The sequence below is a fragment of the Nonomuraea glycinis genome, from assembly GCF_014646515.1.
GTDB classification, from domain to species: Bacteria; Actinomycetota; Actinomycetes; order Streptosporangiales; family Streptosporangiaceae; genus Nonomuraea; species Nonomuraea glycinis.
In genome coordinates, this window is the sequence record NZ_BMNK01000002.1 from 635,155 (window position 1) to 659,923 (window position 24,769).

The 24,769-nt window shown below is 69.3% G+C and carries 25 protein-coding genes; 14 read left to right on the forward strand and 11 right to left on the reverse strand.

Annotated features, from left to right (window positions below; translation table 11 throughout):
• Positions 1-78: 78 nt before the first annotated feature.
• Complete coding sequence (locus tag IEY87_RS08225) at positions 79-1,584, reverse strand: golvesin C-terminal-like domain-containing protein (protein ID WP_189137871.1); 1,506 nt, start codon at positions 1,582-1,584, stop codon at positions 79-81.
• Between the two features lie 177 nt (positions 1,585-1,761).
• Between IEY87_RS08225 and IEY87_RS08230 the strand changes: the two genes are divergently transcribed.
• Positions 1,762-3,723, forward strand: coding sequence for a family 10 glycosylhydrolase (locus IEY87_RS08230; RefSeq protein WP_225277693.1), 1,962 nt, complete (start codon positions 1,762-1,764; stop codon positions 3,721-3,723).
• Here IEY87_RS08230 and IEY87_RS08235 read toward each other — a convergent pair whose 3' ends face one another.
• Together IEY87_RS08235 and IEY87_RS08240 are read right to left on the reverse strand one after the other, a co-directional pair.
• Positions 3,724-4,746 (reverse strand): zinc-dependent alcohol dehydrogenase, encoded by a 1,023-nt coding sequence (locus tag IEY87_RS08235; RefSeq protein WP_225277694.1) that lies wholly within the window; start codon positions 4,744-4,746, stop codon positions 3,724-3,726. It abuts the gene before it with no gap.
• 40 nt (positions 4,747-4,786) lie between these two features.
• The gene (locus tag IEY87_RS08240; protein ID WP_225277695.1) at positions 4,787-5,386 is read right to left on the reverse strand and encodes an AAA family ATPase; all 600 of its coding nucleotides are present in this window, start codon (positions 5,384-5,386) and stop codon (positions 4,787-4,789) included.
• Between the two features lie 130 nt (positions 5,387-5,516).
• Between IEY87_RS08240 and IEY87_RS08245 the strand changes: the two genes are divergently transcribed.
• The 4 genes from IEY87_RS08245 to IEY87_RS08260 are packed head-to-tail and all read left to right on the forward strand — an operon-like array spanning position 5,517 to position 7,610.
• Positions 5,517-6,131, forward strand: a complete 615-nt coding sequence (locus tag IEY87_RS08245) for a TetR/AcrR family transcriptional regulator (protein WP_189137872.1) — start codon at positions 5,517-5,519, stop codon at positions 6,129-6,131.
• On the forward strand, positions 6,128-6,859 hold the full coding sequence (locus tag IEY87_RS08250; RefSeq protein WP_189137873.1) for a phytanoyl-CoA dioxygenase family protein: 732 nt from the start codon (positions 6,128-6,130) through the stop codon (positions 6,857-6,859). The genes IEY87_RS08245 and IEY87_RS08250 overlap by 4 nt, the downstream gene beginning before the upstream one ends.
• A 50-nt stretch (positions 6,860-6,909) precedes the next feature.
• Complete coding sequence (locus IEY87_RS08255; RefSeq protein ID WP_189137874.1) at positions 6,910-7,188, forward strand: CopG family transcriptional regulator; 279 nt, start codon at positions 6,910-6,912, stop codon at positions 7,186-7,188.
• Positions 7,185-7,610 (forward strand): type II toxin-antitoxin system VapC family toxin, encoded by a 426-nt coding sequence (locus IEY87_RS08260; RefSeq protein ID WP_189137875.1) that lies wholly within the window; start codon positions 7,185-7,187, stop codon positions 7,608-7,610. Before IEY87_RS08255 ends, IEY87_RS08260 begins: the two co-directional genes overlap by 4 nt.
• 166 nt (positions 7,611-7,776) lie before the next feature.
• Here the strand turns inward: IEY87_RS08260 and IEY87_RS08265 are convergent, their stop codons facing one another.
• Positions 7,777-8,223 carry a hypothetical protein gene (locus tag IEY87_RS08265; protein ID WP_229699308.1) on the reverse strand — a complete coding sequence of 149 codons (447 nt, stop codon included), beginning with the start codon at positions 8,221-8,223 and terminating at the stop codon, positions 7,777-7,779.
• A 475-nt stretch (positions 8,224-8,698) separates the two neighbouring features.
• Positions 8,699-9,184: a hypothetical protein gene (locus tag IEY87_RS45575; protein ID WP_225277696.1), complete on the reverse strand. Its 486-nt coding sequence runs from the start codon at positions 9,182-9,184 to the stop codon at positions 8,699-8,701.
• A 287-nt stretch (positions 9,185-9,471) separates the two neighbouring features.
• On the opposite strand from IEY87_RS45575, the gene IEY87_RS08275 reads away from it, so the two are divergent.
• The 3 genes from IEY87_RS08275 (at position 9,472) to IEY87_RS08285 (ending at position 10,709) form a co-directional block, all read left to right on the forward strand.
• Positions 9,472-9,699, forward strand: a complete 228-nt coding sequence (locus tag IEY87_RS08275) for an AAA family ATPase (RefSeq protein WP_225277697.1) — start codon at positions 9,472-9,474, stop codon at positions 9,697-9,699.
• 184 nt (positions 9,700-9,883) lie between these two features.
• Positions 9,884-10,438 carry an RNA polymerase sigma factor gene (locus tag IEY87_RS08280; RefSeq protein ID WP_189137877.1) on the forward strand — a complete coding sequence of 185 codons (555 nt, stop codon included), beginning with the start codon at positions 9,884-9,886 and terminating at the stop codon, positions 10,436-10,438.
• Positions 10,431-10,709 (forward strand): hypothetical protein, encoded by a 279-nt coding sequence (locus tag IEY87_RS08285; protein ID WP_189137878.1) that lies wholly within the window; start codon positions 10,431-10,433, stop codon positions 10,707-10,709. Before IEY87_RS08280 ends, IEY87_RS08285 begins: the two co-directional genes overlap by 8 nt.
• Before the next feature lie 101 nt (positions 10,710-10,810).
• Here IEY87_RS08285 and IEY87_RS08290 read toward each other — a convergent pair whose 3' ends face one another.
• Together IEY87_RS08290 and IEY87_RS08295 are read right to left on the reverse strand one after the other, a co-directional pair.
• Complete coding sequence (locus IEY87_RS08290; protein ID WP_189137879.1) at positions 10,811-11,719, reverse strand: phosphotransferase enzyme family protein; 909 nt, start codon at positions 11,717-11,719, stop codon at positions 10,811-10,813.
• Positions 11,716-13,068: a helix-turn-helix domain-containing protein gene (locus tag IEY87_RS08295; protein ID WP_189137880.1), complete on the reverse strand. Its 1,353-nt coding sequence runs from the start codon at positions 13,066-13,068 to the stop codon at positions 11,716-11,718. The genes IEY87_RS08290 and IEY87_RS08295 overlap by 4 nt, the downstream gene beginning before the upstream one ends.
• Before the next feature lie 342 nt (positions 13,069-13,410).
• On the opposite strand from IEY87_RS08295, the gene IEY87_RS08300 reads away from it, so the two are divergent.
• The gene (locus IEY87_RS08300) at positions 13,411-13,836 is read left to right on the forward strand and encodes an ATP-binding protein (RefSeq protein ID WP_189137881.1); all 426 of its coding nucleotides are present in this window, start codon (positions 13,411-13,413) and stop codon (positions 13,834-13,836) included.
• Here the strand turns inward: IEY87_RS08300 and IEY87_RS08305 are convergent.
• Entirely contained in the window at positions 13,828-14,475 is a 648-nt protein-coding gene (locus IEY87_RS08305; RefSeq protein WP_189137882.1) for a TetR/AcrR family transcriptional regulator, read from the reverse strand. The genes IEY87_RS08300 and IEY87_RS08305 overlap by 9 nt on opposite strands.
• A gap of 93 nt (positions 14,476-14,568) precedes the next feature.
• Between IEY87_RS08305 and IEY87_RS08310 the strand changes: the two genes are divergently transcribed.
• Entirely contained in the window at positions 14,569-16,134 is a 1,566-nt protein-coding gene (locus IEY87_RS08310) for an FAD-dependent monooxygenase (RefSeq protein ID WP_189137883.1), read from the forward strand.
• 85 nt (positions 16,135-16,219) lie between these two features.
• On the opposite strand, the gene IEY87_RS08315 is transcribed toward IEY87_RS08310, so the two are convergent.
• Entirely contained in the window at positions 16,220-17,443 is a 1,224-nt protein-coding gene (locus IEY87_RS08315; protein WP_189137884.1) for a cytochrome P450, read from the reverse strand.
• A gap of 69 nt (positions 17,444-17,512) precedes the next feature.
• Positions 17,513-18,442 (reverse strand): RNA polymerase sigma-70 factor, encoded by a 930-nt coding sequence (locus IEY87_RS08320; RefSeq protein WP_225277729.1) that lies wholly within the window; start codon positions 18,440-18,442, stop codon positions 17,513-17,515.
• Between the two features lie 278 nt (positions 18,443-18,720).
• Here IEY87_RS08320 and IEY87_RS08325 point away from each other — a divergent pair, with 278 nt between their 5' ends.
• The 3 genes from IEY87_RS08325 to IEY87_RS08335 all read left to right on the forward strand — a co-directional run bounded on the left by IEY87_RS08325 (position 18,721) and on the right by IEY87_RS08335 (position 21,582).
• Complete coding sequence (locus IEY87_RS08325) at positions 18,721-19,572, forward strand: SDR family NAD(P)-dependent oxidoreductase (RefSeq protein ID WP_189137886.1); 852 nt, start codon at positions 18,721-18,723, stop codon at positions 19,570-19,572.
• Between the two features lie 51 nt (positions 19,573-19,623).
• The gene (locus IEY87_RS08330) at positions 19,624-20,820 is read left to right on the forward strand and encodes an NAD(P)/FAD-dependent oxidoreductase (RefSeq protein WP_189137887.1); all 1,197 of its coding nucleotides are present in this window, start codon (positions 19,624-19,626) and stop codon (positions 20,818-20,820) included.
• Between the two features lie 66 nt (positions 20,821-20,886).
• Positions 20,887-21,582 (forward strand): NAD(P)-dependent oxidoreductase, encoded by a 696-nt coding sequence (locus tag IEY87_RS08335; protein ID WP_189137888.1) that lies wholly within the window; start codon positions 20,887-20,889, stop codon positions 21,580-21,582.
• A gap of 45 nt (positions 21,583-21,627) precedes the next feature.
• On the opposite strand, the gene IEY87_RS08340 is transcribed toward IEY87_RS08335, so the two are convergent.
• Entirely contained in the window at positions 21,628-22,677 is a 1,050-nt protein-coding gene (locus IEY87_RS08340; RefSeq protein WP_189137889.1) for a LacI family DNA-binding transcriptional regulator, read from the reverse strand.
• Positions 22,678-22,996: 319 nt separating this feature from the next.
• On the opposite strand from IEY87_RS08340, the gene IEY87_RS08345 reads away from it, so the two are divergent.
• Positions 22,997-24,754 (forward strand): ABC transporter substrate-binding protein, encoded by a 1,758-nt coding sequence (locus tag IEY87_RS08345; protein ID WP_189137890.1) that lies wholly within the window; start codon positions 22,997-22,999, stop codon positions 24,752-24,754.
• Positions 24,755-24,769: the final 15 nt, after the last annotated feature.

Sequence of the window (24,769 nt, forward strand, 5' to 3'; positions counted from 1 at the left end):
TGTGCGAACGCGCCTGGACCCGCCCGGCTCGTCCACTCTGGCGGGGAGACGAGCCGGGCGGGTCTCAGGGGCTGAGGATCAGACGCGCGAGATGCGTACGGCGTCCGCGATGACGTAGCCGGTGCCGGAGGTCCAGCGGCTCACGCCGACCACGTTCTGGGTGCCGGCGTTGAGGGCGAAGGTGCCGATGGTGCGCCAGGCTCCGCCGCCCGAGCGCTGGTCCACGTACACCGTCTGGTTGCCGCCGGCGGCGGCGACGATGTACGGCGCGGAGCTGTTGTAGCCGGCGTCGCTCGGATACCAGACCTCCACCCGGTAGTTGCCGGCGCTGGGGATGGCCGCCTGGAACCAGGCCGGGTCGCTGGCGGCGACCGGGTCGGCGAAGCGGTAGTCGGCGCCGTGCCGGTCGCCGGAGAAGGCCGAGGTGCCCCAGTTGGCGCTGGCGGTGAACCCGGCGGCGGCGTTGTCGACGGTGGTGGTCCAGGTGGGGGTGCCGCCGTCGTCACCGGTCACGTAGTTCATGTACGTGGTCCAGTTCCAGTGCGAGCCCGGGTCGGTGTGGGTCGCGCCGGGGACCTGGTTGTGGCCGATGATGCCGGTGCGGGTCTTGGGGATGCCGTACTTGTCGCACATGTAGCGGGCCAGCGCGGCGGAGGAGCGGTACATCGCGTCGGTGAACCACGAGGCGTCGGCGACGAAGCCCTCGTGCTCGATGCCGATGGACCGGTTGTTGTAGGAGGAGTTCCCGGCGTGCCAGGCGACGTCCTTGTCCCGCACCATCTGGGTGACCGCGCCGTTGGAGGACTTGATCACGTAGTGGGCGGAGACGTTGGCGCTGGGGTTCTGGAACCAGGAGATGGTGCCCGCGTAGGAGCCCTGGGTGACGTGGATGACGATCCGGTCGATGTTGTAGCTGGTCTCGCGGCTGGAGACCCGGTAGTTGCCGGAGTTGGCGGCGACCCAGGCGGCGGGCGGGTAGTCGGCGCTGGCCACGGCGGCCCGCGCGTTGAGGTCACGGGCGTTGGCGAGGTCGCCTCGGTCGGCGGTGACCTCCTGCGGCTTGACGGTCACGCCGCGGGCTTCGAGGCCGAGACCGAGGCTCTCGTAGACGGCGTCGGCGTACAGGCGGGCCAGCTCGGGGGTGGTGGCGTTGCCGTACTTGGCGACGGCCTGGTACCAGCGGCCGGGGTCCTTCCTGGCCGTCTCGTCGAGGCCGAGCGCGTCGGCGTGCGAGCGGAGCACGGCGGCCGCGCCGAGGATGTTGGCGGCGTCGTCGGCGCGCAGCTTGCCGACCGGCAGCTCGGTGAGCTCGGCGGCCTTCTCCAGGGACTTGCTGGTCGGGTTGCTGACCAGGTGCATCAGGCCGTACCCGCCGCTGGCGCTGGGCTCGCCGCCGTGGCCGTCGAGGTGGGTCTCGGCGTAGCCGAGGGCGACGAGCAGGTCGCGGGGGACGTCGTGGGCGGCGGCGGCGCGGTCGAAGGAGTCCGACAGCGGGTTCTGCGTGCCGGCCAGGGCGGGCTGGCCGGCGAGGACCATGAGGGAGGCGATGACGAGGGCGACTAATCGCATGCGAGGGGATGTCATGGGTGCTCCTCACCGAGGGGTGTCGGTCGCACAGTAAGGGCATTCCATGACCGATGTCGATAATTGACATTACAAGGGCATGAAAGGAAAATTTCCGCCCGCGCGATGGCCATCGGGCTCATATGAACCGAGTGAAGACTATTGCGCTTTGTGGCAAGTGCGCTGAAACTTCTCTTCGTGACCACGCTTCTGCGGATCGTCCTCGTGGCCCTCACCGCCGTGTTCGCTCTCGTCGTCACTCCCGCCGCCGCTCCCGCGACGGCCGGAGGGTGCACCGTCGACCCCGCCACGCCCAAGCGGCAACTGCGGGGCATGTGGATCTCCAGCGTCGCCAACATCGACTGGCCGAGCCGGACCGGCCTGAGCGCCTCCGCGCAGCAGGCGGAGCTCCGCGCCTGGCTGGACCTGGCCGTGCAGCGACGGATGAACGCCGTGTTCGTGCAGGTCAGGCCGACCGCCGACACGTTCTGGCCGTCGTCGCTGGAGCCGTGGTCGCAGTGGCTGACCGGCGCCCAGGGCGGCGACCCCGGCTACGACCCGCTCGCCTTCATGGTCAGCGAGGCGCACGCGCGCAACCTGGAACTGCACGCCTGGTTCAACCCGTACCGGATCGCCAACCACGACGACCCCAGCAGGCTGCAGGCGAGCCACCCCGCTCGCCGCAACCCGAGCTGGCGCTTCGCCTACGACGGCAAGCTCTACTACAACCCCGGCCTGCCCGTCGTCCGCGACTTCATCCAAGACGTGATCATGGACGCCGTCACCCGCTACGACCTCGACGGCGTGCACCTCGACGACTACTTCTACCCCTATCCCGCCGCCGGCCAGACCATCCCCGACGCCGCCGCCTACGCCGCGCACGGCGCCGGCTTCGCCAACGTGCACGACTGGCGCCGCGAGAACGTCAACCTCCTCGTACGCGAGCTCGACCAGCGCATCCACACCGCCAAGCCCTGGGTCTCCTTCGGCGTCAGCCCGTTCGGCATCTGGCGCAACGCCGGCACCGACCCGCTCGGCTCGCGCACCTCCGGCCTGCAGTCCTACGACGCCATCTACGCCGACACCCGCCTCTGGGTGAAGCAGGGCTGGGTGGACTACATCGCACCGCAGCTCTACTGGTACATCGGGTACGGCCCGGCCGACTACGAGGTGCTCACCGCCTGGTGGGCGGGCGTGGCCAGGGACACCGGCGTCCAGCTCCTCATCGGCCAGGCCGCCTACCGCGCGGGCGCGAGCGGCCAGGACCCCGCCTGGCAGGACCGCGCCGAGCTCAGCGACCACCTGTACGTCAACAGGCGGCACCCCGAAGTGGCCGGCGACATCTTCTTCAGCGCCAGGGACGTCAAGGCCGACCGGATCAACTCCTTCTCCACCTTGGCGAACGCCCACTACACCAAGCCCGCGCTGCTGCCCGCCCGCGGCACGTCCGCCGCGCCCGCCGCCCCCGCGATCACCTCGGCCACCCGCGGCTCCGGCGGCGTCGCGCTCGCCTGGCAGGGCGGCGGCGCGACCTCCTACGCCGTCCACCGGGTGACCGGCACCCCGGCCGCCGCCGACCCGTGCACCTTCGCCGACGCCCGCAACCTGCTCACCACCACGAGGAAGACCACCTTCACCGACGCTTCGGCGACGGCCGGCACCGCCTACACCTACTACGTGACCGCGCTCAACCGCACCCACCAGGAGAGCCCGCCGAGCGCCGGCAAGGCCGTCCCCGCGGGGTCGGGCGGCGGGTTCAGCGTCGTCATCGACAACGCCGACCCCGGTTTCACCGCCGGCTCGGGCTGGGGCACCTCGGCCTTCTCCGGCCAACTGCACGGCGCCGACTACCGCTTCGCGGAGCCGGTGTCAGCGAGCGACCCCGCGTGGTTCCGGGCCGGCATCCCCAGCGCGGGCGGCTACCGGGTGGAGGTCTGGCATCCGGCCGACGCCGGCTACAACAGCGCCGCGCCGTACATCGTGGCCGCCGACGGCGGTAACCGGACCATCACCGTGGACCAGCGCACAGGCGGCGGGCAGTGGCGCTCGCTCGGCGACTTCACCCTCGCCGCCGGCACCTACAACGTGGTCGGCGTGAGCCGCTGGACCTCCACCAGCGGGTACGTGATCGCCGACGCGATCCGCATCACCCGGCTCTGATCACCCGGTTCGGGGATCGACGTGGACCTTCGGCGCGTGTCCCCACGCGGCGGGGCGGTCGCCGGCGAGCACCCGTGCGACCTCCTCCAGCGTCACGGTGGCGGCGATCAGCGGGCGCGGATCGACCGCGCCCGAGGCGTACAGGTCGATGGTGTCGGCCAGGCCGCCCGAGGCGCTGAGGACGCCGGTGGCAGTGACGTCCTTGAGCACGAGCGTGCGGGTGTCCAGCAGGCTGGGCGCGGCGGCGATGCCGATGTAGACCACGGTGCCGCCGGGCTCCACGAGCTCGGCGGCCAGCGCCGGCAGCGCGGTCGCGCCCGAGGCGTCGATGATCGCGTCGAAGCGCAGGCCGGGCAGGGTCTCGCGGGTCCAGGTGGGGCCGAGCGCCAGGGTGCGGGCGAAGGCCAGCGAGGGATCGTCGCGGCCCATCAGGTGCACCTCGACGCCCTGGGCGGCGGCCAGCATGGCGGCGAGCAGGCCGATCGTACCGGGGCCGAGCACGAGCAGCCGCCGTCCCGGTGACAGGCGGGCGGCGCGGACCGCCCGCAGCGCGTTGCCACCCGGCTCGACCAGCGCGCCGAGCGCGGGATCGAGGGTGCCGGGCAGCTTGTGCAGAGCCGTGACCGGGACGGGCAGCCGCTCGGCCAGGGCCCCCGGCCAGCCGTTGCGGATGCCGATCTCGTACCGGTCGGCGCACAGGTGGTGGCGCCCGCCGGCGCAGCGGTCGCAGTGGCCGCAGCCGAGCATGGTGTCGCCGGTGACGCGCTGCCCGAGCCAGACGGGGTCGACGCCCGCACCCACGGCCGAGACCACGCCGCACCACTCGTGGCCGATCCGGATGGGGTAGCGGGCCTGGCCGGTGTGCAGGTAGCTCATGGCGCCGGAGAAGAACTCGGCGTCGGTGCCGCACACGCCGGCCCGCTCGACGTCCACCACGACCTGACCGGGCCGCGCCTCGGGCGACGGGACACCCCCCACGCCGCCCTGACCGGGACCGGTGATGACGAACGCGCGCATGCTCATGGCGTGAACCGGATGCCGGTGGTGGCGGAGGTGCGCGTGCTCATCGTACGAACCGGATGCTGGTCAGGACGTTCGCACTCGCGCGGTCCAGGACGTGGGCGCCGGCGGCGGGGGTGGGGTCGCCGGCCCTGGCCCGAGCCAGCAGCCGCCGGCAGCGGCGGCGGTGGCGGGCGAACGTGCGCTCGGGCACCACCCTGCCCCTGGCGTGCTGCCCGGCGAGCGCGGCCTCGGGAGCCACGTCCAGCAAGAGCAGGTGGAAAGCCGCTCCGGAACGCCGGGCCATCCAGGCGAAGACGCGCAGCACGGCCGGACCGCAGCCCCGGTTGTGCGCGACCACCGACCGGCCGCTGCGCACCGCTGCCCGGATACGCCACAGGTGCGTGGCGAACACCACGCCGGTACGCACCGGTTTGGGGGCCCAGCCGAGCCGCCCGGCCCAGCGCAGGCGGGACTGCATCGAGTCGATCACCGTCGCCTCACCCGCCGTGACCGGCATGGCTTCGGTGCCGTCCAGGGCGTACAGGCGTCTCAATAAAGTGGTCTTGCCCGCACCGGGCAGCCCGGTGAGGATGACCAGCGACCCCGCCGGATAGCGCAACGACTCCGCGGCGTTGCAGGCGGCGGGCAACGAGACGGTCACGGCCTACTCACTTCCCCACGACCCGTAGACGACGCGTCAGTATAGGCGGGCCCGCGTACATGATCATATTTTTCCACCGACGAGAAGATAGTGTTTGCAAGTTGAGTTGAGCTCAACCAATATGGATGCCATGGAATCGCTGTCCCGCCGTGCGGCCGCTACCCACAGACGCCTGCTGGAAGCCGCCGCCGAAGAGCTCATCGAGACCGGCGACGTCGAGGTGGCGGCCGTCGCCCGGCGCGCGGGGCTGAGCGTCGGGCTGCCGTACCGCTACTTCGGCACCCGCAGCGGCCTGATGAGCGCCCTGCTCGCCGACTTCTACGACCGGCTGGTGGCCGACACCGTCCTGGCGAGCTTCGACGGCCGCACCTGGCTGGAGCGCTGGCGTACCCAGGTCGTCACCTGGGTCGACCGCGTCTACGCCGACCCGCTGGCGCCCGTGGTGCTCGGCCGCATGGTCGGCGACGCCGAGGTCGCCGCCATGGAGGCCCGCTGCGTCCGGCAGATCATCGCCACCGGCGTCACCCACATCACCGCGGGCCAGGCCGAAGGCGCCGTGGCCGCCGACCGCGACCCCGAGCTCCTGGCGGCGGGAGTGGTCGGCGGCATGCGGGCCATCTTCACCATCGTTCTGGACAAGACCCCCAGACCGGATCGCGACACGGTCGTCGCCGAGATCTGGAAGTTCACCATCGCCGCGCTGGGAGCCGACGACGCCGCGCTGCGCGAGGAGCACCTGCCATGACGCGAAGTCCCATGTCGCTCCTGCACAGCGACGGCTACGTGGTGCTTCCCACGCTCCTGCCGGAGGCACGCTGCCGGCGCATCCGGGCGGAGCTCACCCCGCTGCTCGGCCCCGCCGGGCGCGACCCCTTCCAGTCTCGGCACACCCGCCAGGTCTTCGGCGTCCTGCACAACACCCGCGCCGTCGACGAGCTCATCGACCGACCGGACGTGCTCGCCCTGCTGGACCGCCTGTTGCTGCCCAACTTCCTGCTCTCACAACTCGAAGTGGTCGAGGTACGCCCAGGCGCCGCCGCCCGGCACCCGCGCCCCGACGACGAGCACTATCCCCTGTCCCGCCCCCGCCCCGCCCTGTCGGTGGCGGCTCTGTGGACGATCGACGCCGGCAGCGCCCTCACCGTGTGGCCGGGCAGCCACCGCTGGCCCGACAGCCGCCTCCCCACCGGCCCCGGCCACACCCTGACCCCACCCGTAGGCTCCTGTACGGTCCTGCTCGGCACCCTCTGGCACGCCCGCCCGGCGACCCCGCGCGGCGCGAACCCGAGCCTGACCGTCAAGGCCCACTACTGCGAGCCGTGGCTACGCACCCGCGAGGCCTTCACCCTGTCACCGGGCCGCGACGTCGCCCGCCAGCTGAGCCGGCGGGTCCGCCGCATGCTCGGCTACAGCATCCACCCACCGGACACGGGCCTGGTGGACGGCATGCACCCCCAACGCCTCCTCTCCTGACCGCCGTTTCCTCTGGTAAGGACGCCTATACCTGAAGTATGGTCTCTTGTATGGCCACCAAGAAAGTGACGGTGACGATCCCCGAGGAACTCCTCGACGAGATCCGCACGGACGCGGCGGAACGGGGTCTGTCCGCGTACGTCACCGAGGCGTTGCGTGCCAAGCGTGATCGGGACCGGCTGCAGGAGTTGGTGAACTGGCTGCAAGAAGAGCACGGTCCTGTCACCGAGGAGGATCGCGCGGCAGCGATCGAGGAGCTTGAAGATCTTGACGCCGAGCATGAGCGCCGCCGCGCCACCGGTAAGCGCGGCTCGGGTGAAGCCGCGTGACCAAGCGAAGCGGTGAGTACGGGCAGCCGCCGCTACGGATCTTCGTACTGGACTGCGAAGCCCTGTCCCTGGCCGTACGAGGTGACAGAAAGATGATCACCTGGCTCGACCTCGCGGCCCGGGGCCAAGCGGACGTGGTGACGTCCCCGATGACGCTGGTCGAGGCGTACGACGGCAGGACCACCGAGCAACGCTGGGACTGGGTGCTCTCCCGGCTGAACGTCGCCGACATCGGCAAGGAGGAGGCTCGCCAGGCCCACCGGCTCCTGGCCGACGCCGGCCTGCACGGTCACAAGTACGCGATCGACGCGATGCTCGCCGTCGTCGCACGACAGCAGAAGGGGCAGGTCACCATCTTCACCTCGGACGTGGACGACCTGGAGAGGCTGGTCCCGGACTCGATCGTCGTCAAGAAGGTGTGACTCGTCACCAGCTGAGACGTCGTTGCCGCTTCGTCGAACTCGGCGTTCGGCGGACCTGCGATGAACGGAAGGTCCTGGTCGGCTGTACACCTGACCAGGACCTGTGGGCGAATCGAATCACACCCGCCGACCGCCGATCGGCGATATCCGAAGCACATTCACCGGATCACTGCCAGTGATAGACCTCCTTTCCATTCGAGTCTGAGCTGCACTCGAGTTGCCAGATGTACAGGGTGCCCACCGGCGCACACCAATGCACCTCGAAAACGTGCCGCTGCAGCGTATTGCTGTACCCGTTGTGCAGGGTGATCTGATCGGCACTTTCCCCGGCGAGGACATTCACATTGAGCCAGACCCGGTGGCGGTCGGTGATCCGCACCGTGAGATCGTGTTTGGTGAAAGAGGCCACTTTTCCGGTGCAGCTCTCTTGATACTCCCGATTCGCCTCGTCATAGCTCTCCGCCTTCAGGCAGATATTGACGATGGCACTCATTTGTTGACTCAGTTGGACGTGGTAGTCGCGGTAGCCGTTCGCCGATGCGGGAGGCCCGGCCATCCCCATGGCCACTACTGTCATCGCTCCCGCCAGAGCGACTCTCATCGCCTTTCTCACCCCGATGTCCTCTCTGCGCGTGTCTTCGCCGACCCATATCGCTTCCAGGTGAAACGATGTGGTCCACAGGAGGTCGGAAGGCGCCCCAGAGCAGGACGATGCCCACGGGATTCCCTTTCCCCCGTCCCCATATTCGCGACAAAGGGAAAGCTATCACTGCTCAACTTCCCTTGACCAGAAGTCATTCTGGTAATTAGGGATTCCAATCGATAACAACGACTTGTGGCCGCCTGACTACGCCGCGTCGATGGCTGACTGGGGCCTTGACTCGGCCAGGTGTCGCCATGCTGATGTCTGTCTCGATATTTCCCGATAATGGTTCAAATTTGGATAACACGGGGGTGATTTCTCGATACAGCAGAAGAGGCAGGTCACCATCTTCAGCTCGGACGTGGACGACCTGGAGAGGCTGGTCCCGGACTCGAGCGTCGTCAAGAAGGCGTGACTCGCCACCAGGCGAGACGTGGCCGCCGTCTCAGAAGCAGCGGAAGTCCCAGCCGCTGTCGCCTTGGTAGGTGGCGTCGACTTCGATGATGATCGTTTTGTAGCCGTACTCTTCCGGATCTGATCCATAGGGCACCCATGCATTGACCGAGAAGTCGGTGTAGCGTTCATCGCCCTTCGCGAAATCGGCCGCTTCATAGTGCTTCAGCACTTCTTCCGCGGGCCTGTCCGTGACCAGGCTGAAGCGCACGCTGACCCAGCAGTCGCCCGAGTCGCCGCTGATCCTCTGCTGCGGCTCGTAAGAACTGACGCCGGTGCCGCCCGGTGGCGTCGGATGCCGCAGAATGCGATCCGCAAGACCTGTCAGCTGATAGTCGTGGATCCAGACGGGCGCCATGAGGAGCGCATAGAGCAGAGCGAACGGCGTCAGCGCGACAAGTGCGTAGAAGATCCACCGCCGGCGCTTTCGCTTACGTGGTGCCTGCTGTGCGGAGTCATCCTGCGAAGCGACCGACATGGCCGACATGCTCCCAGCACCGACCGGCCCCCAGGAAGACCTCCACACCACAGATCCCCATCCACCCCCGCCGGGCCATCTACGCCCGCCCCCCAAAGGTCCTCGCTGACCGCTCGGGCCGCCTCCCCGAGTGGACCTCGCTCCGCTCGGACGCCTTCCTGACCGCTTCCGCCATCCGTGCACCGATGCGGCTGATTGCTGCTTCCAATGCGCGACCAGAAGCCTGTCTTCGCCAAGAATCGACGAAATGGAGGCCATGATGGCCGTCTGAATGCAGGAGGGGCGTTGTGCTGATCCGTTTTGAGGTGGCCAACTTCCGCTCGATCCTCACCCCGGTCGAGTTGTCGATGGTCGCTGTCGACCGCGATCGGCAGGAAGCCCGGCCGGTCGCCAACCTGGGCGAGAGCCTCCTGCCCGTCGCGGCCGTCTTCGGGCCCAACGCGTCCGGCAAGTCGAACGTCGTGGCCGCGCTGGCCTGGCTGCAGATGCTTGCTCCCGAGAGTCCTTCCGCCTGAACCCGACCGGCTTTCTCGTCGGCGAGGCGAATCCTTTCGCGACTTCGGTGCCTCTCATACACGTCCCGGCAGACCCCGCCGGCGACAACGGACATGGAGGTTGTCGTGGTAGTAGGTATCGCTGTCGCTGCCGTGCTCATCTGTACGTGTAGTTTCGTCGTGCTCCGCCGGAGGAGGCGTGGACGTGGCTGAGACGACATGGTCGGACGAGCGGTTGGTCGCCGCCGCGCGCAGTGGTGACATCGAGTCGCTCACGGCGCTGGTGTCGGGCGCGCACCCGCACGTGCAGAGGCTCGCGCGGTCGTTGTGCGCCACGCCCGAGGACGCTGAGGACGCCGCCCAGGAGGCGCTCATCGTCCTGTATCGCAAGATCGGCACCTTGCGCGCCTCCAGCGCGCTCGTTTCGTGGATGTTCCGGATCATTCGCAATGAGTGCGTTCGGCGGGCACGGCTCATGATGCGGTCTCAGCCGCCGCGCACCGAGGCCACCGCAGCGCCGTCGGCCGAGGACGAGGTGTTCGAGCGGCTGGAGGCCGCGCGGGTGGCGGCGGCGATCGCGGCGCTACCTACCGACCAGCGGCAAATCCTGATCATGCGGGATGTGCAAGGGCTCAGCGGGCGGATGGTCGCCGACCTGCTGGGGCTCAGCACCTCGGCGATGAAGTCACGGTTGCACCGCGCCCGCGCGGCGGTGCAGCGCACGTTGTCCGGCCCGGCTCTTGGGGGTCTCGATGACTGATGGCCAGAGCTTCGCGAGCTCGTCGCTGCCGCGCCATCTGGTGCGCGGTGTGGTCGGCTTGGGGGCGCTGATCTGCTCGGTGGCGCTCATGCCGGTGGTCGGGCCGGTCAGCTTGCTGCTCGCCGCCGTCGGCGTGTTCGCTTTCCGCGGGTGCCCGACCTGCTGGGCGATCGGGCTGGCGCAGACGATCTCAAGAGGACGACTACAGCGTTCGTGCTCGGACGGCGTTTGCGAGCTGAAAGTCGCCGAACGCCCCCGAAGCAGCGCCTGAAGGTCACCTGACCCGATCCCGATCGGGCCAGGTAGAGGGGTAGTGGAGCCGTGGCCAGATCCTGGTCAGGAGCGGTCCGTTTCAGGTAGGTGCGTAGTCCATCACCTGTAAGGCTCCCAGCGGACGTTTGTGGCGCCGGTCTTGAAGCTGTGCATGCGGTGTTGCCACTGTGACCGGATCGAAGGGTTGCTGCGCAGGATCGGGAGCACGCTGGTGACCAGTTTGAGCTCGCGGAGGCGGCGCAGCACCGGAAAGCCCTCCCAGCCGATCACGTCGAAGCCGTACTGCTCCGCGAGCGGGAGGTGCTCGTTCACCGGGTAGTTCATCCGGAGGCTGCCGACCGCCGCCGGGGTCAGGTCCCATTCGCGGGGGCCGATGGTGGTGCTGTCGAAGTCGCACAGCACGGGCCCGTCCGGCCCCGCGATGACGTTGCCGAGGAAGGCGTCCCCGTGGATGACGCCCGGCGGGAGCACGTAGCGGAGCGTGCCGAGCTGGTCTTCGAGCTCGTCGCACTCGTCCAGGAGGAAGGCGTGGTCGTCGGGGGAGAGGTCCTCCGGTTCGGCGAGCCGCCAGCGGATCTGGTTCATCGGCTGCCACGGCGGCAGGCTGTGGCGTGGATGGGGGAGGGTGTGCAGGCGCTGGAGCAGGGTGGCCAGGTCCGCGCCGCCGGGACGCGGTCCCACCTCGGGGATGTACGTCCACAAGGTGGCCAGCTGGTCGTCCACCCGTATGGGTTGCTCGACCCCCGGCAGGAGTCGTACGGCCGGGAAGTCGTGATGCGCCAGCCAGCGGGCGACCCGCACCACCGTGGGCAGGGTGACACGGGCGGCGGTGGAGCCCGCGATGCGGACGACGACGGGCGCGTGGGGCAGGCGGAAGACGGCGTTGTTGGTGAACTTGATCAGCTCGGCGCCGGCGGAGGGGAGGCCGGCCTGGTCGCAGACGGCGGTGAGCAGCGTGTCGAGCCGGTCGCGGGTGAGTCCGCAGGTGTGGTCGGCGGTCGCCGTCATGCCGCACGCACCGTCGCGATGCGCTGGGCGAGGTCCTGCGCGTCGGCGTGGGGCCGTGCGACGGCGGCGGCCTGGAGGGGGGCGAGCCGGTCGAGGATCCGTTTTGAGCGGATCTGGCTCGCCAGGGCGACGACCTGGTGGCCGTTGGCGATCGCGCTGTTCAGCTCACCGGCCCGGAGCTGCACGGTCGCCAGCGCGGTCAGCTCGAACACTCTGCTTCTCGTCATGCTCGGGTCGCGGCCCTCCAGCGCCTTGGTGAGGAACTCCGAGGCGACGTCGAGGTGTCCGTCGGTGAGGTCGGCGTAGACCATGCCGCTCAGCGCGTCGAGGTCGGCCGGGCCGAAGAAGTTGACCCAGGCCGGAAGGGGCCGGCCGCAGGAGCGGGCGAACTCGTCCCGCGCCCGGTGGATCGACTTGAGGGCGAGCTCGGCGTCGCCCAGCAGGGCGTACGCCCAGGCTTCGTTGGCACACAACATCGCCACCGTCCGCTCACAGTTGGCATCCTGTGCGCAGATCTGCCCTAGCTGGAAGAATCGCAACGCGTCCTGCACCCGGTCACAGTGCAGGTGTACGCGGCCCATCCGGTAGAGGACGTTGGCCGCGAGGGAGAAGTTTCTGGCGTGTTTGGCCTGTTCGAGCGCGAGGGCCAGGTGTTGCCGCGCCGGGCCGTACAGACCGACGTCGAAGGACGTCCAGCCCGCCAGATTGTGCTGGTCCGCCAGCGCCTGGTGCAGCCTCAAGCCGACCTGCTCCGAGCAGGTCGCGTGCAGCAGTCGCTGGGTCCAGGCGAGCTGGGCCACCACCGCGTCCCGGCAGACGCCGCCGCCGTGCTGGTAGTCCAGCGCCCGCAGGGTGCGCGTCACCGTCTCGACCTGCTCGATGTCGGCCAGCCCGATCCGCTGCGGTGCGGGCGTCGCCACGGAGGCCAGGGGATGCGTCCACGTGTCGCTGTCCTCCCCCGCCGCGCCGACGGTCACCTGTGCGGCACGGGCGAGAAGGCGCCGTACCTGTTCGTCCTCGTCAAGGTCTGCCTCGGGCTCCTTCGTCGGCTTGGCGGGCTCGGGGCAGGACGTGTCGTAAGCCAGTCCCATGTAGCCGCGCGGGATGCCCAGCCCGTCGGCGATGCGGCCCAGCACGTCGTAGGCCATCACCTGGCGGCCTTTGAGGATCTCGGAGATCTCCGACTGGGACTGGGTCGTGAGGGTGGCGATGTGACGCTGGGAGATGCCGATGCGTTGCAACAGCCGATAGACAGTGGCCATGTCGCGGACGTACAAAGCCTGACGCATCTGTGGGTCGTCCCAGATGGTGGGGTCTATGTCGTGCGCGCTGGCGTTGCTGACGTTCATCCCGACCTTTCCACGGCCGATTCGTTGGGCTCACGGTAACGGGCGTCCCACCGCGCTCGAGGTCGTATCCGCGGGCCTATCACCCAAGGCGATCGGCTCGGCCGATCACCCATCTGACAAGCGGAGAGTATCGGCATCGCGACTCTCCGTACATGGATTTCACTCGGCACGATGGCAACTGGCTGCCGCCTGCGCCCGCTGGTCCCTCCGCCGCCGGTCCCGACAGGGCGCCGCTCCACAGGAAGGAGGCTCCGATGCACGCTCTCGGTACCTACCGGAGAGGAAGGCGATGTGCCTACGTCAGGCTCCGCCATATCAGACAGATCCCATGAAAGCTCTCGGATGATCGCGTGGTGCCTGCCCCCTGACAGTGCCACCACCCGTGCTCGCGAACTCCTGCGCGACCACCTGGCTCAGCAGCACCTCGCCCGCGACGTGCTCGTCGAGCTGGAGCTGGTCGTCGCCGAACTGGCCACCAACGCGGCCAGCTACGCGCCCGGCCCCTACGAGCTGCGGATCGTGCACGACGACGGCGCCCCGGTCAGGGTCGAGGTGGTGGACGCCGGCGCCGGCGCCGGGCTGATCGACGGCCTGCTGCGCCGCCCCCTCACCGTCCCGGACGACATCGACGAGCTGGCCCTGGGCGGGCGGGGCCTGCGGATCGTCGCCGAGTTCACCCACGGCCGCTGCGGCGCCGAGTGGACCCGTCTGTGCGGCACCGGCCAACTGGGCACCGGCGTCTGGTTCGAGCTTCCTTGCCTACGGTAGGCGGCCGGCCCGGCGCGAGCTCGCTGCGGGCCTGCCCTGTTGGTCATGGACCAGGGGCATGAAGAGGTCGTTGACGATCGACTGAATGCGGGCGGGCTCCAGAGGCTCCAGGCTCATGAGCAGATCGTGGCGCACCAGGTCGAAGGGCATGGCGAGCACCGCAGGGGGGATGCGGTCAAGATCGATCTCGCCGCGGTCGTGGGCGCGTCGGTAGACGGTCTCGACGCGTGACAGTGGCGCGTCACCCAGGATCTTCTCGCGCGCCTGCGCGAGGGTCAGCCCGGCGTCGGTGAGCAGCCCCGAGAAGACGCTGGCCGCGGCGATGGCGAAGAAGGAGGCGCGGCCTTCGCCCATGCTGGTCAGCAGGGCGAGCAGGTCGCCGGGCAGCGTGCCGGTGTCGGGGATCGGGACCGGGTGGACGTTGGGGTAGTGCTCGATGGCGGCGAGCACGAGCTGGTCCTTGTTGGCCCAGCGGCGGTAGAGCACCGCGATCCCGGTGTGCGCTCGTCTGGCGACGGACTCCATCGTCAGCTTGGCGTAGCCGGTCTCGACGAGCTCCTCCCAGGCGGCTTCGAGCAGCGCGGCCTGGAGCTCTTCGCCGTGCCGGCGGCGAGCGGCCTTCGGGACGAGTTCTGCCATCCCTCAACCCTAGAGAGGCTTTCCTTTCTAAGCAAACGCGCCTACTGTTACAAGAGAGCTTTTCCTCTCTTGAGTAGAAACAGGGTGTACGAGATGATCGACGTCGTCATCGTCGGCGGAGGGCCCGTCGGGCTCTTTCTGGCCTGCGAGCTCAAGCTCGCGGGGGTCGACCCGGTGGTGCTCGAACGACTGCCCGAGCAGAGTCAGGACGACAAGGCCCACGGCGTCGTCGGCCAGGCGGTGCGCCTGCTCGACGATCGCGGCCTGTACGAGCGGTTCGGCGGGTCGGGGGCCCCCGAGCCGTTGCCCACGTTCTACTTCGGGACACTGACGCTGCCGGTGCACGTGCTCGGCGACGACAACCCGATGTTCATGCTCCAGATCAACCAGCGCGACCTCGAACGTCTCCTCGCCGAGCGGGCTGCCGAACTGGGCGTCGACGTTCGCCGCGGCCACGAGGTGCTGAAGTTCGCGCAGGCGGACGACCACGTCGATCTCGTCGTCGCGGGCCCCGACGGCGCGCAGGAGAACCTCAGCGCCCGGTTCCTCGTCGGGTGCGACGGCGGCCACAGCGAGGTCCGGAAGCAGGCGGGCATCGCGTTCCCGGGAATCGTCGACGAACGGGTGGTGTCGCGAGGGGCCATCATCGGAGCGACCGAGCAGATCAGGCCGGTGCCGGGCGGCCGGGTCGCGATCGACGGGTTCGGGGAGATCTCCGGCTACTTCCACCGGACGGAACGCGGGGTCGTCTTGATCGCGTTCCTCGATCCCGAGCATCCCTTCATCACGACGCTCGAATGGGAGGACCACCCCGTCGGCAGCTACCCCGGTCCGGGCGCGCCGATGACGTTCGAGGAGTTGGAGGCGAGCGTCGAACGGGTCCTCGGCGTGCGGGTGGCCCTGTCCGCGCCGCCGGAGGGCTCGCCGGCCCTCCTGCGCCGGATCTGCGGGCGGAACACGCGGCTGGCGGAGCGCTACCGCGACCGGCGGGTCTTCCTCGCCGGCGACGCCGCCCACGTCCATGCCGCCTCGGGCGGCCCCGGCCTCAACCTGGGGCTGCAGGACGCCGCGAACCTGGCGTGGAAGCTGGCGGCGGACCTGCACGGGTGGGCCCCCGGCGGACTGCTCGACAGCTACGAGCCGGAACGCCGCGCGCTCGGCGAGCGCGTGTTCACGCAGACGCAGTCGCAGACGGCCCTCATGGCGCCGGGCAGCGCCGTGACCGCCCTGCGCGAGCTGTTCACCGAGTTACTGGCGAAGCGCGAGAACGTACGGCTGATCGCCGACCTGATGGCGGGCGTGGACGTCCGCTACGACATGGGCGAGCCCGAGCCCGCCGACGCCACCGGGTGGTTCGCGCCGCGCCTCGACCTGACGACCGAGGACGGTCGCAAGCTCCGCCTCGCCGAACTCCGCCGCGACGCCCGCCCGCTGCTCGTGGACCTCTCCGCCGGCGCCGCGCTCGCCGAGGCCGCGTCGCCCTGGTCCGATCGCGTCGCCCGCGTGGCCGCGCGTGCGGCGACCCCGTCGGCGCCGTCGCTGCTCATCCGTCCCGACGGGTACGTCGCCTGGTCAGGAACCGATCCGGCCGGCCTCAGGGGAGCGCTCGGCCGCTGGTTCGGCACCGCGAAGAAGGCCCCGTGGCGGCCAAATGGATAGGGCTCGGGGTGGGCACAGGGTGACGGCGTGGCGCGCCTGCGCGGCGCTCTGGCCGGTGTCCGCTTGGATCCGCATCATGTCCTGCTCACCAGGTGACCGGGAGCTCGTGAACGCCGTAGATGACGGCGTCGGACTTGAACGGCAGGTCATCGACCGGTGCGGTGAGCCGCAGGGTGGGGATGCGGCGGAACAGCGTGTCGAAGACGATCTGCAGCTCCATCCGGGCCAGATTCTGGCCGAGGCACTGGTGCGGGCCGAACCCGAAGGCGACGTGGTGGCGGGCCCCGCGCTCGATGTCCAGTTCGGCCGGATCCTTGAACGCCGCCGGGTCCCAGTTGGCCGACAGCATCGAGACGACGACGCCTTCGCCGGCCTTGATGCTCACCCCGCCGATCTCCACGTCTTCGGTGGCCACCCGGGAGGTGACCCCGTCGGCGATGGTGAAGTAGCGCAGCAACTCCTCCACGGCCATGGGCGTCCTGCCCGGGTCGGCCGTGATCAGGGTCAGTTGCTCCGGGTGGGTGAGCAGTCCGACCACGCCGAGCGAGATCATGTTCGCCGTGGTCTCGTGTCCGGCGGTCAGCAGGAGAAAGGCCAGGCTCACCAGGCCCGCGTGGTCGAGGGCGCCCTCCTGGCGTTGCCGGGCGATCAGCCGGCCGAACAGGTCGTCGCCGGGTTCGGACTCCTTGCGGGTGATCAGGTCGTCGATGAAGGCGCGCAGTTCGCCGAGGGCTCGCAGGCGGTCTTCCTGCGAGTTCCGGCTCACCATCATGGTGGTGCGGCTCTGGAAGAAGTCGTGGTCGGCGTAGGGGACGCCGAGCAGTTCGCAGATCACCAGGGAGGGCACCGCCAGGGACAGCGCCTGCACCAGGTCGACCGGGCGCTGGTCGGTGGCGAGCATGTCGTCGATGAAGTGGTCGACGATGTCCTGGATGCGCGGGCGCAGCGCGGCCAGTCGCTTCACGGTGAACTCGCCGATCACCGGGCGGCGGGCCGCGGCGTGTTCCGCGCCGTCCATGCCGAGCATCAACGGCGGCTGGCTGCGGAACTGCCGCAGGGTCGCCGCATCGAGGGTGAAGAGCGGGAAGCCGTTCTTGCGCTTGTCGGAGGAGAAGCGGGCGTCGGCGAGGACGGCACGGGCCTCCTCATGCCCGGCCACCCACCAGGCCTCGCCGCCGCTGGTCAGGCGGACCTTGTTGATCGGCGCCCGCTCGCGCAGTCGCTCGTAGGCGGCGGGCGGGGCGAACGGACAGCCCCGCTCGACCGGCAGCTCCAGATCGGCGAGTCCATTGGCGATGTTCTTCGTCATGAATGATCTCCTGGTAGCGGATCTGGCTGAGTTGGTCGTGCTTGTCGGCGGCCGGCTCGTAGCCGGTGTTCACCGCAGGGTGAGCGGAATCTCGGATGCGATGCGCGTCAGCTTCTCGGGGTTGCGGACGTAGTAGAGGCCGGTGATCAGGGCGTCCTCGACCCGGACTGCTATGACGCCGTCGAGCTCGCCGTCTACGCGCAGGAGGAGTGCCGGGTTGCCGTTGATCACGGTGGGCTCGCTGGTGAGCACGATTTGGGCCTTGCCGAGACCGCCGACGATCATGCGGGCCACCTTCTCGGCGCCGGTGACCGGCCGCTGCACGGCCTGCTTGACCCCGCCGCCGTCGCCGATGAGGACGACCTCAGGAGCGAGGACGTCAAGCAGGCCCCGCAGGTCCCTGGTCTCGATCGCGCGGTGGAACGATTCCAGAGCCGCCCGGGTCTGGCTCGGGGAGGCCACCTGGCGGGGGCGGCGGGCATCGACGTGCCGGCGGGCGCGGTGCGCGATCTGGCGGACGGCCGCGGGGCTCTTGCCGACGGCGGCGGCGATCTCGTCGTAGCCGACGTCGAAGGCCTCGCGCAGCACGAAGACGGCGCGCTCGGTCGGCGACAGCGTCTCCAGGACCAGCATCAGCGCCATCGACACACTCTCGGCGAGCTCGGCGTCCTCGGCCACGTCCGGCGCGGTGAGCAGCGGCTCGGGCAGCCAAGGACCGACATAAGCCTCCTTGCGCCGCCTCACGGCGCGCAGCCGGTCAAGCGAGCGCCGGGTCGTGATCCGGACCAGGTAGGCGCGCTGGTCGCGCACTTGCCCGAGGTCGACCTTGACCCACCGCAGCCAGGTCTCCTGCAGGACGTCCTCGGCGTCGGCCGCCGAGCCGAGCATCTCGTACGCGACGGTGAACAGCAGGTTGCGGTGGGCGACGAACGCCTCGGTCGCCTCGGTGGCGCAATCCGTGCGGTCACCACCAGCCATCGGCTTGGCTGTGCGCGTCATCGCATCCCTGCGCTCGTTCATGCCTGGCTCCTGCCTGTTCACCCGCAACTCCTGCTCCACCACAAGACGCCGGCCCTCACCGCTGTGTGACACCCCATGCTCGGTGGCGTACGTCACATGACCGCACTGTCACAAAGTTCGGGGCGCCGGCGCCTCATGGTCGTCAGGACGCCGCGCGAACGATTCGCGCGGCACGCAACTCCCCGAGTTGATCGCCTTGGCCCCATTGCGTGGTGACCGCCGCGCAACCGCCACCGCAGGCAGAACGGAAAGACATCATGAGCAAGGTCTGGTTCGTCACCGGTTCGTCCCGCGGCCTCGGCCGCACCTTCGTCGAGGCCGCTCTGTCGCGCGGTGACCAGGTGGCCGCGACCGCCCGGAACACCGCAAGCCTTAACGAGTTGGTCGCCGTCTTTGGCGAGGCGGTGTTTCCGCTGGAGCTGGACGTGACCGACAAGACCGCCGTCTTCGAGGGCGTCAAGCGGGCCATGGAGCACTTCGGCCGTCTGGACGTCATCGTGAACAACGCCGGCTATGCCCAGGTCGGCACGATCGAGGAGCTGGCCGAGCAGGAGCTGCGCGACCAGCTGGAGACCAACCTGTTCGGCGCGGTGTGGGTGATCCAGGCCGCGCTGCCCTACCTGCGCGAGCAGCGCTCGGGGCACGTCATCCAGATCTCCTCGGCGGCCGGGCTCATGGCGATGCCGCTCAGCGGCGCCTACAGCGCCTCCAAGTGGGCGCTGGAAGCCCTGAACGAATCCCTCGCCCACGAGGTCGCCGACTTCGGCATCAAGGTGACCGTGATCGAGCCCGGCGGCTTCGCCACCCGGTCCGGCAAGAACCCCGATCCCCTCCACAACGGCCACTTGTCCGAGCCCAACCCGATCTACGACGGCCTTCGCCGGCACATCGCCGCGTTCGCGGGAAGGCAGCCCGCCGGTGACCCGGCCGCCGCGGCCCAGGCACTCCTCAAGATCGTCGACTCCGACAACCCGCCCCTGAGGGTGCTGTTCGGCCAGGGCTTCTACCCGATGCTCCAGCAGGCTTACGCCGACCGGCTCAAGACCTGGGCCGACTGGCAGGACCTCTCGGCGCAGGCTCACGGCAACCTCGATCAGAAAGATCGGTGACCCAGGGCCGAGTCGACTCACCGAGAGCAAGCCAACTGACAGGAGCAACGCATGAAGCACCGCATCGTCGTCCTCGGCGCCGGCTATGCCGGGGCCTACGTGGCCGGGAACCTGGCCCGCCGGCTGTCCCCGGCGGACACCGAGATCACCGTGGTCAACGCTGTGCCGGACTTCGTCGAACGGCTGCGGCTGCACCAGCTCGCGGCCGGCCAGGAGATCGAAACTCAAAAGCTCGCCGACGTCTTCGCGGGCACGGGGATACGGCTGCGCCTGGCCCGTGTGGCCGCCGTCCACCCCGAACGCCAGGTCGTCGCCGTGGCCGACGCCGACGGCAGCGAGCTCGGCTACGACACGCTCGTGTACGCGCTCGGCAGCCACGTGGCCGACCACGGCGTCCCCGGCGTGGCCGAGCACGCCTTCCACGTCACCGCCCGGCCCGCGGCGCTGCGCCTGCGCGAGCGCCTGGACAGCCTGGACAGACGGGGTGAAGGCGGCAGTGTGCTGGTCGTCGGCGACGGGCTGACCGGCATCGAGACCGCCACCGAGTTCGCCGAATCCCGGCCCGGCCTGTCGGTGACACTGATCGCCCACGGCGAACTGGGCGCCCGGCTCTCCGCCGGAGCCCGCAGCCACCTGCGCCGGGCCTGCGACCGGCTGGGCATCACCGTCCTGGAGCACACCAGCGCCGAAGCCGTCGAAGCGACGCGGGTGCGGTGCGCCGACGGCACCGCTCTGGCGTCCGACGTGACCGTGTGGACGGCCGGGTTCGCGGTCAACCCCATCGCCGCCGCCGGCGGGCTGGAGGTCACCGAGAACGGCCAGATCGTCGTCGATCGCACCATGCGGTCGGTCTCGCACCCCAACGTCTACGCCGCCGGCGACAGCGCCTACGCCATCGGCGACAACGGCCGGCCGCTGCTGATGTCCTGCGCTTCGGCCGGCTTCACCGGCGGGCAGGCGATCCACGCGATCGTGGGACACCTGACCGGCCGCAAGATCGCGACGGGCAAGCTGGCCTACCCGGGCAACCACATCAGCCTCGGACGGCGGGACGCGATCCTGCAGATGGTCGACGACGAAGGGCAAGCAAAACCGACGTACATGGGCGGCCGGAAGGCCGCGTGGATCAAGTCCGGCATCCTCAAGACCTCGCTGTGGGCCACCTCGCACCCCACCTTCGGCCTGCCCAAGCGCAAGCTCCGCCTGGCCGCCGCGCGGGATGCGGCCTGCGGGAAGGCGCTCGCGTAACCGCCTAGGGCGGTCCGCGTGGACAGCAACCGAATACCCGGACATGATCAGACAAGGACAGTCGTCATGCGTATCGCAGTCTTCGGGGCCAATGGCCTCACCGGCCGCTTGCTCACCGACCAGGCACTCGCCGCCGGACACCAGGTCGCCGCGGTCACCCGGCAGCCGGGCTCGTTTCCACTACGCCATAATCGGCTCACGGTGGTCGCGGCCGACGTGCTCGATCCGGTGGCCGTCGACGCCGCCGTGGCGGAGCGGGATGTGGTGCTGTCGACGCTCGGGGTACCCGCTGGGAAGGAACCGATCAGCACCTACTCGCAGGGTGTGGCCAATATCGCCGCCGCGATGAAACGGCATCGGGTGCGTCGGCTCGCCGTGGTCAGCTCAAGCGGGGTGGACCCGCACCCGTACTCCGACGGCGGGTTCCTGTTCAACCGGCTATTGCTGCCCTACGTGACACGGGTGCTCGGTAAGACCTTGTACGACGACATGCGGCGGATGGAAACGCTGGTCCGCGCCGGCGATCTGGACTGGACGATCGTGCGCCCGAGCGGGCTCTACCACCTGCCGTCGGTCACCGACTACACCCTCGTGAAGGGCCACGCCGACGGCAGGTTCACCGCCCGTGCGGACCTGGCCGCGAGCATGCTGGCCCTGCTGGACGATGACCGCTACCTTCGCGCCACCGTGGGCGTCATCACCACCGTCGACAACCCCACCTTGCTCCAGTGGATCCGCCGCGAAGCACTCGTCAAGAGCTGAGGCGCGGATGGGCAACGGCCGGGTGGTAAGACGCCCCTGTACGGATTACTTCTCGCCGTCCTCCGGGACTGGCGGGGTCTTTTCTTTCGGTGGGGCCGTGCTGCCTCGGGGGAGGAGGCGGGCCGCCCGGTCCTCGACTCCCTCCACTTCCTCGCCGTCGATCAATGACAGCAGCGTCCGGGCCGCGTGCACGCCGTAGGCCGGGATGTCGCGGGTGAGGGCGCTCAGGGCCGGCCGTACGACCTGGGAGAGGGGTGAGTCGTCCCAGGCCACGATCGACAGGTCGCCGGGCACGTCGAGGCGCATCTCGTGGGCGGCTGACATGCCGGCGACGGCCATGATGTCGTTGTCGTACACGATGGCCGTGGGCCGGGTGGGGGAGCTGACGAGGCGGCGGGTGGCGCGGGCGCCTTCCTCACCGGTGTAGTCGGTGTGCATGATGGTGTGCCGGTCGAGGCCGAGGTCCTGGCAGGCGGCGGTGAAGGCCTGGTCGCGGAGCACGGTGTGGACGAGGTCGGGCAGGCCGGCGACGCGGGCGATGCCGCGGTGGCCGAGGGCGGCCAGGTATTCGACGGTCTCGCGGACGGGGACGGCCTCGTCGGACCAGACGGGGGTGAGCGAGCCGGCCGCGGAGGGGTGGCCGATGACGACTGCGGGCAGGCCGAGCTCCTTGAGCGCGCTGACGCGGGGGTCGGCGAAGCGCAAGTCGACGAGGAAGGCGCCGTCGACGCGGCCCTCGCCCCACCAGCGGTGGTAGATCTCCATCTCCTGCTCGGGGCTGGTCACGACCTGGAGCATGAGCGCGTAGGAGCGCGTCGACAGCTCGGTCTCGATGCCGCTGATCAGCTCCATGAAGAAGGGCTCGACGCCGAGTATGCGCGCGGGCCGGCACAGGGTGAGGCCGACGGTGCGGGCCTGGGCGCCGTTGAGGGCGCGGGCGGCGCTGTTGGGGCGCCAGCCGATCTCTTCGGCGATGGCCTTGATGGCGGCGCGTCTGGCGGGGGAGACCCCGGGGCGGTCGTTGAGCGCGTAGGAGACGGCCACCTTGGAGACTCCCGCTTGCCGAGCGATGTCGGCGATCGTCGGTCGCTTCACCGAGCCCCCTGTTTCTGAACCGGTTAGCCACGTGTCTAGTCGCACTTTACCCCTGGCCGGAGCGTCGTACATCCGGTAGCCGCTATTGTCTCAAACGCGTCACGGCCCTTGACGGGGTTGTCATCGCGAATTTACGTTCTCGGTACTTATCCGGTTCAGCGCGGTTCTGCCCGGTAGTGCATGAGAGCGCTCCCAAGCCTCTCCGTACCCGCCGATCAGGGCGCTGACCAGGCACGACGGCGGCGTAAGTCCCGGGCCGCCGACTTCGGGGTTGGACACATGGTCGACCTCCGCTTCGGTGGGGGAAGGAGAAACGCACATGCAGACCCGGGCACGGATCCTGATACCGCTTCTCGCGGTGGGCATGGCCGCGACCGCCTGTTCGGGAGGCGGCGCGACGCCGGCTCCGCAAGCCTCACAGGCAGGCAGCGCCGCCCCCGCTCCACAGGGCAACACCGGCGCGCTCCCGCGCAACGAGACGCTGTACACCACGGGCACCCAGTGGGGCCCGCCCGCCAACTTCAACCCGATCCGCGAGTGGGACTCCGCCACCGGCACCAAGGGCCTGGTGTACGAGACGCTCTTCCACTACGACGCCAACGCGGCCAAGCTCACGCCGTGGATCGCCGAGAGCGGCAGCTGGACGGACGACACGACGTACGAGGTCAAGGTCCGCACGGGCGTCACCTGGGCGGACGGCAAGCCGCTGACCGCCAAGGACGTCGCCTTCTCCTACAGCCTGGGCAAGATGGAGACGGTCCCCTACCACAACATCTGGGACTGGCTGAAGACGGTCGAGGCGGTCGACGACCAGACGGTCCGCTTCTCGTTCTCCCAGGCCAACTACCAGGAATGGGACTTCAACCTGTACGGCCGGGTCATCGTGCCCGAGCACATCTGGAGCGGCCGGTCCGAGGAGGACGTGCTGAACGGGGTCAACGAGAACCCCATCGGCAGCGGCGCGTACAAGTACCAGAGCCACGACCAGGACCGCGTGGTCTGGGTCAAGCGCGACGACTGGTGGGGCAAGACGGTGCTCAACATGGAGCCCAAGCCCAAGTACATCGTCGACGTCGCCACGCCCAGCAACGAGGTGGCCATGGGCCTTCTGCTGCAGAAGGGCATGGACATGAGCAACAACTTCATGCCCGGCGTGGCCAACCTGGTCAAGGGCAACTTCGGCATCACCACGTTCTACAACGAGCCCCCGTACATGCTGTCGGCGAACACCGCCTGGCTGGTGCCCAACACCACCAAGAAGCCGATGAACGACCCGGCCTTCCGCAGGGCGCTGGCCGCCTCCGTGGACGTCAAGAAGATCGTCGAAGGCGTGTACGGCAACCTGGTCAAGGCCGCCAGCCCGACGGGCCTGCTGCCGCAGTGGGACCAGTTCGTCGACCAGGGCGTGGTGAGCTCCGACGGCTTCACCTTCGACACCGCCAAGGCCAAGAAGACGCTGGCCGACGCCGGTTACAAGGACACCGACGGCGACGGGCTGGTGGAGAACAAGGACGGCTCGAAGATCAGCCTGAAGCTGGAGGTGCCGGCGGGCTGGACGGACTGGATGGAGGCGGCCCGGGTGATCTCCAGCAGCGCCAAGGCGGCCGGCATCGACGTCAATCCGGAGTTCCCCGACTTCAACGCGCTCGTCGAGAACCGCAGCAAGGGCAACTTCGACCTGATCGTCAACAACGAGCGCCAGCTGTCCAGCAGCCCGTGGACCTATTACGACTATCTGTTCCAGCTGCCGATCCGCAAGGCGCAGAACACCGTCAACTTCGGCCGCTACGAGAACAAGAAGGCGTGGGAGCTGGTCCAGAAACTGGACCAGGTCAAGACCGACGACATCGAGGGCATGAAGTCCGTCATCTCCGACCTGCAGAAGATCCACCTGGACGAGATGCCGAACATCCCGCTCTGGTACAACGGCCTGTGGGCCCAGTCCAGCAACGGCGTGTGGAAGAACTGGCCCTCCTCGGCGCCGGGAGCGCCCAAGACGGCGCCCGTTATGTGGCGTAACTGGCTCGAACTGGGCGGATTCGAGACGCTCACCCAGCTCCAGCCCGTAGCCGGCTGACCGGATGACCGTGCC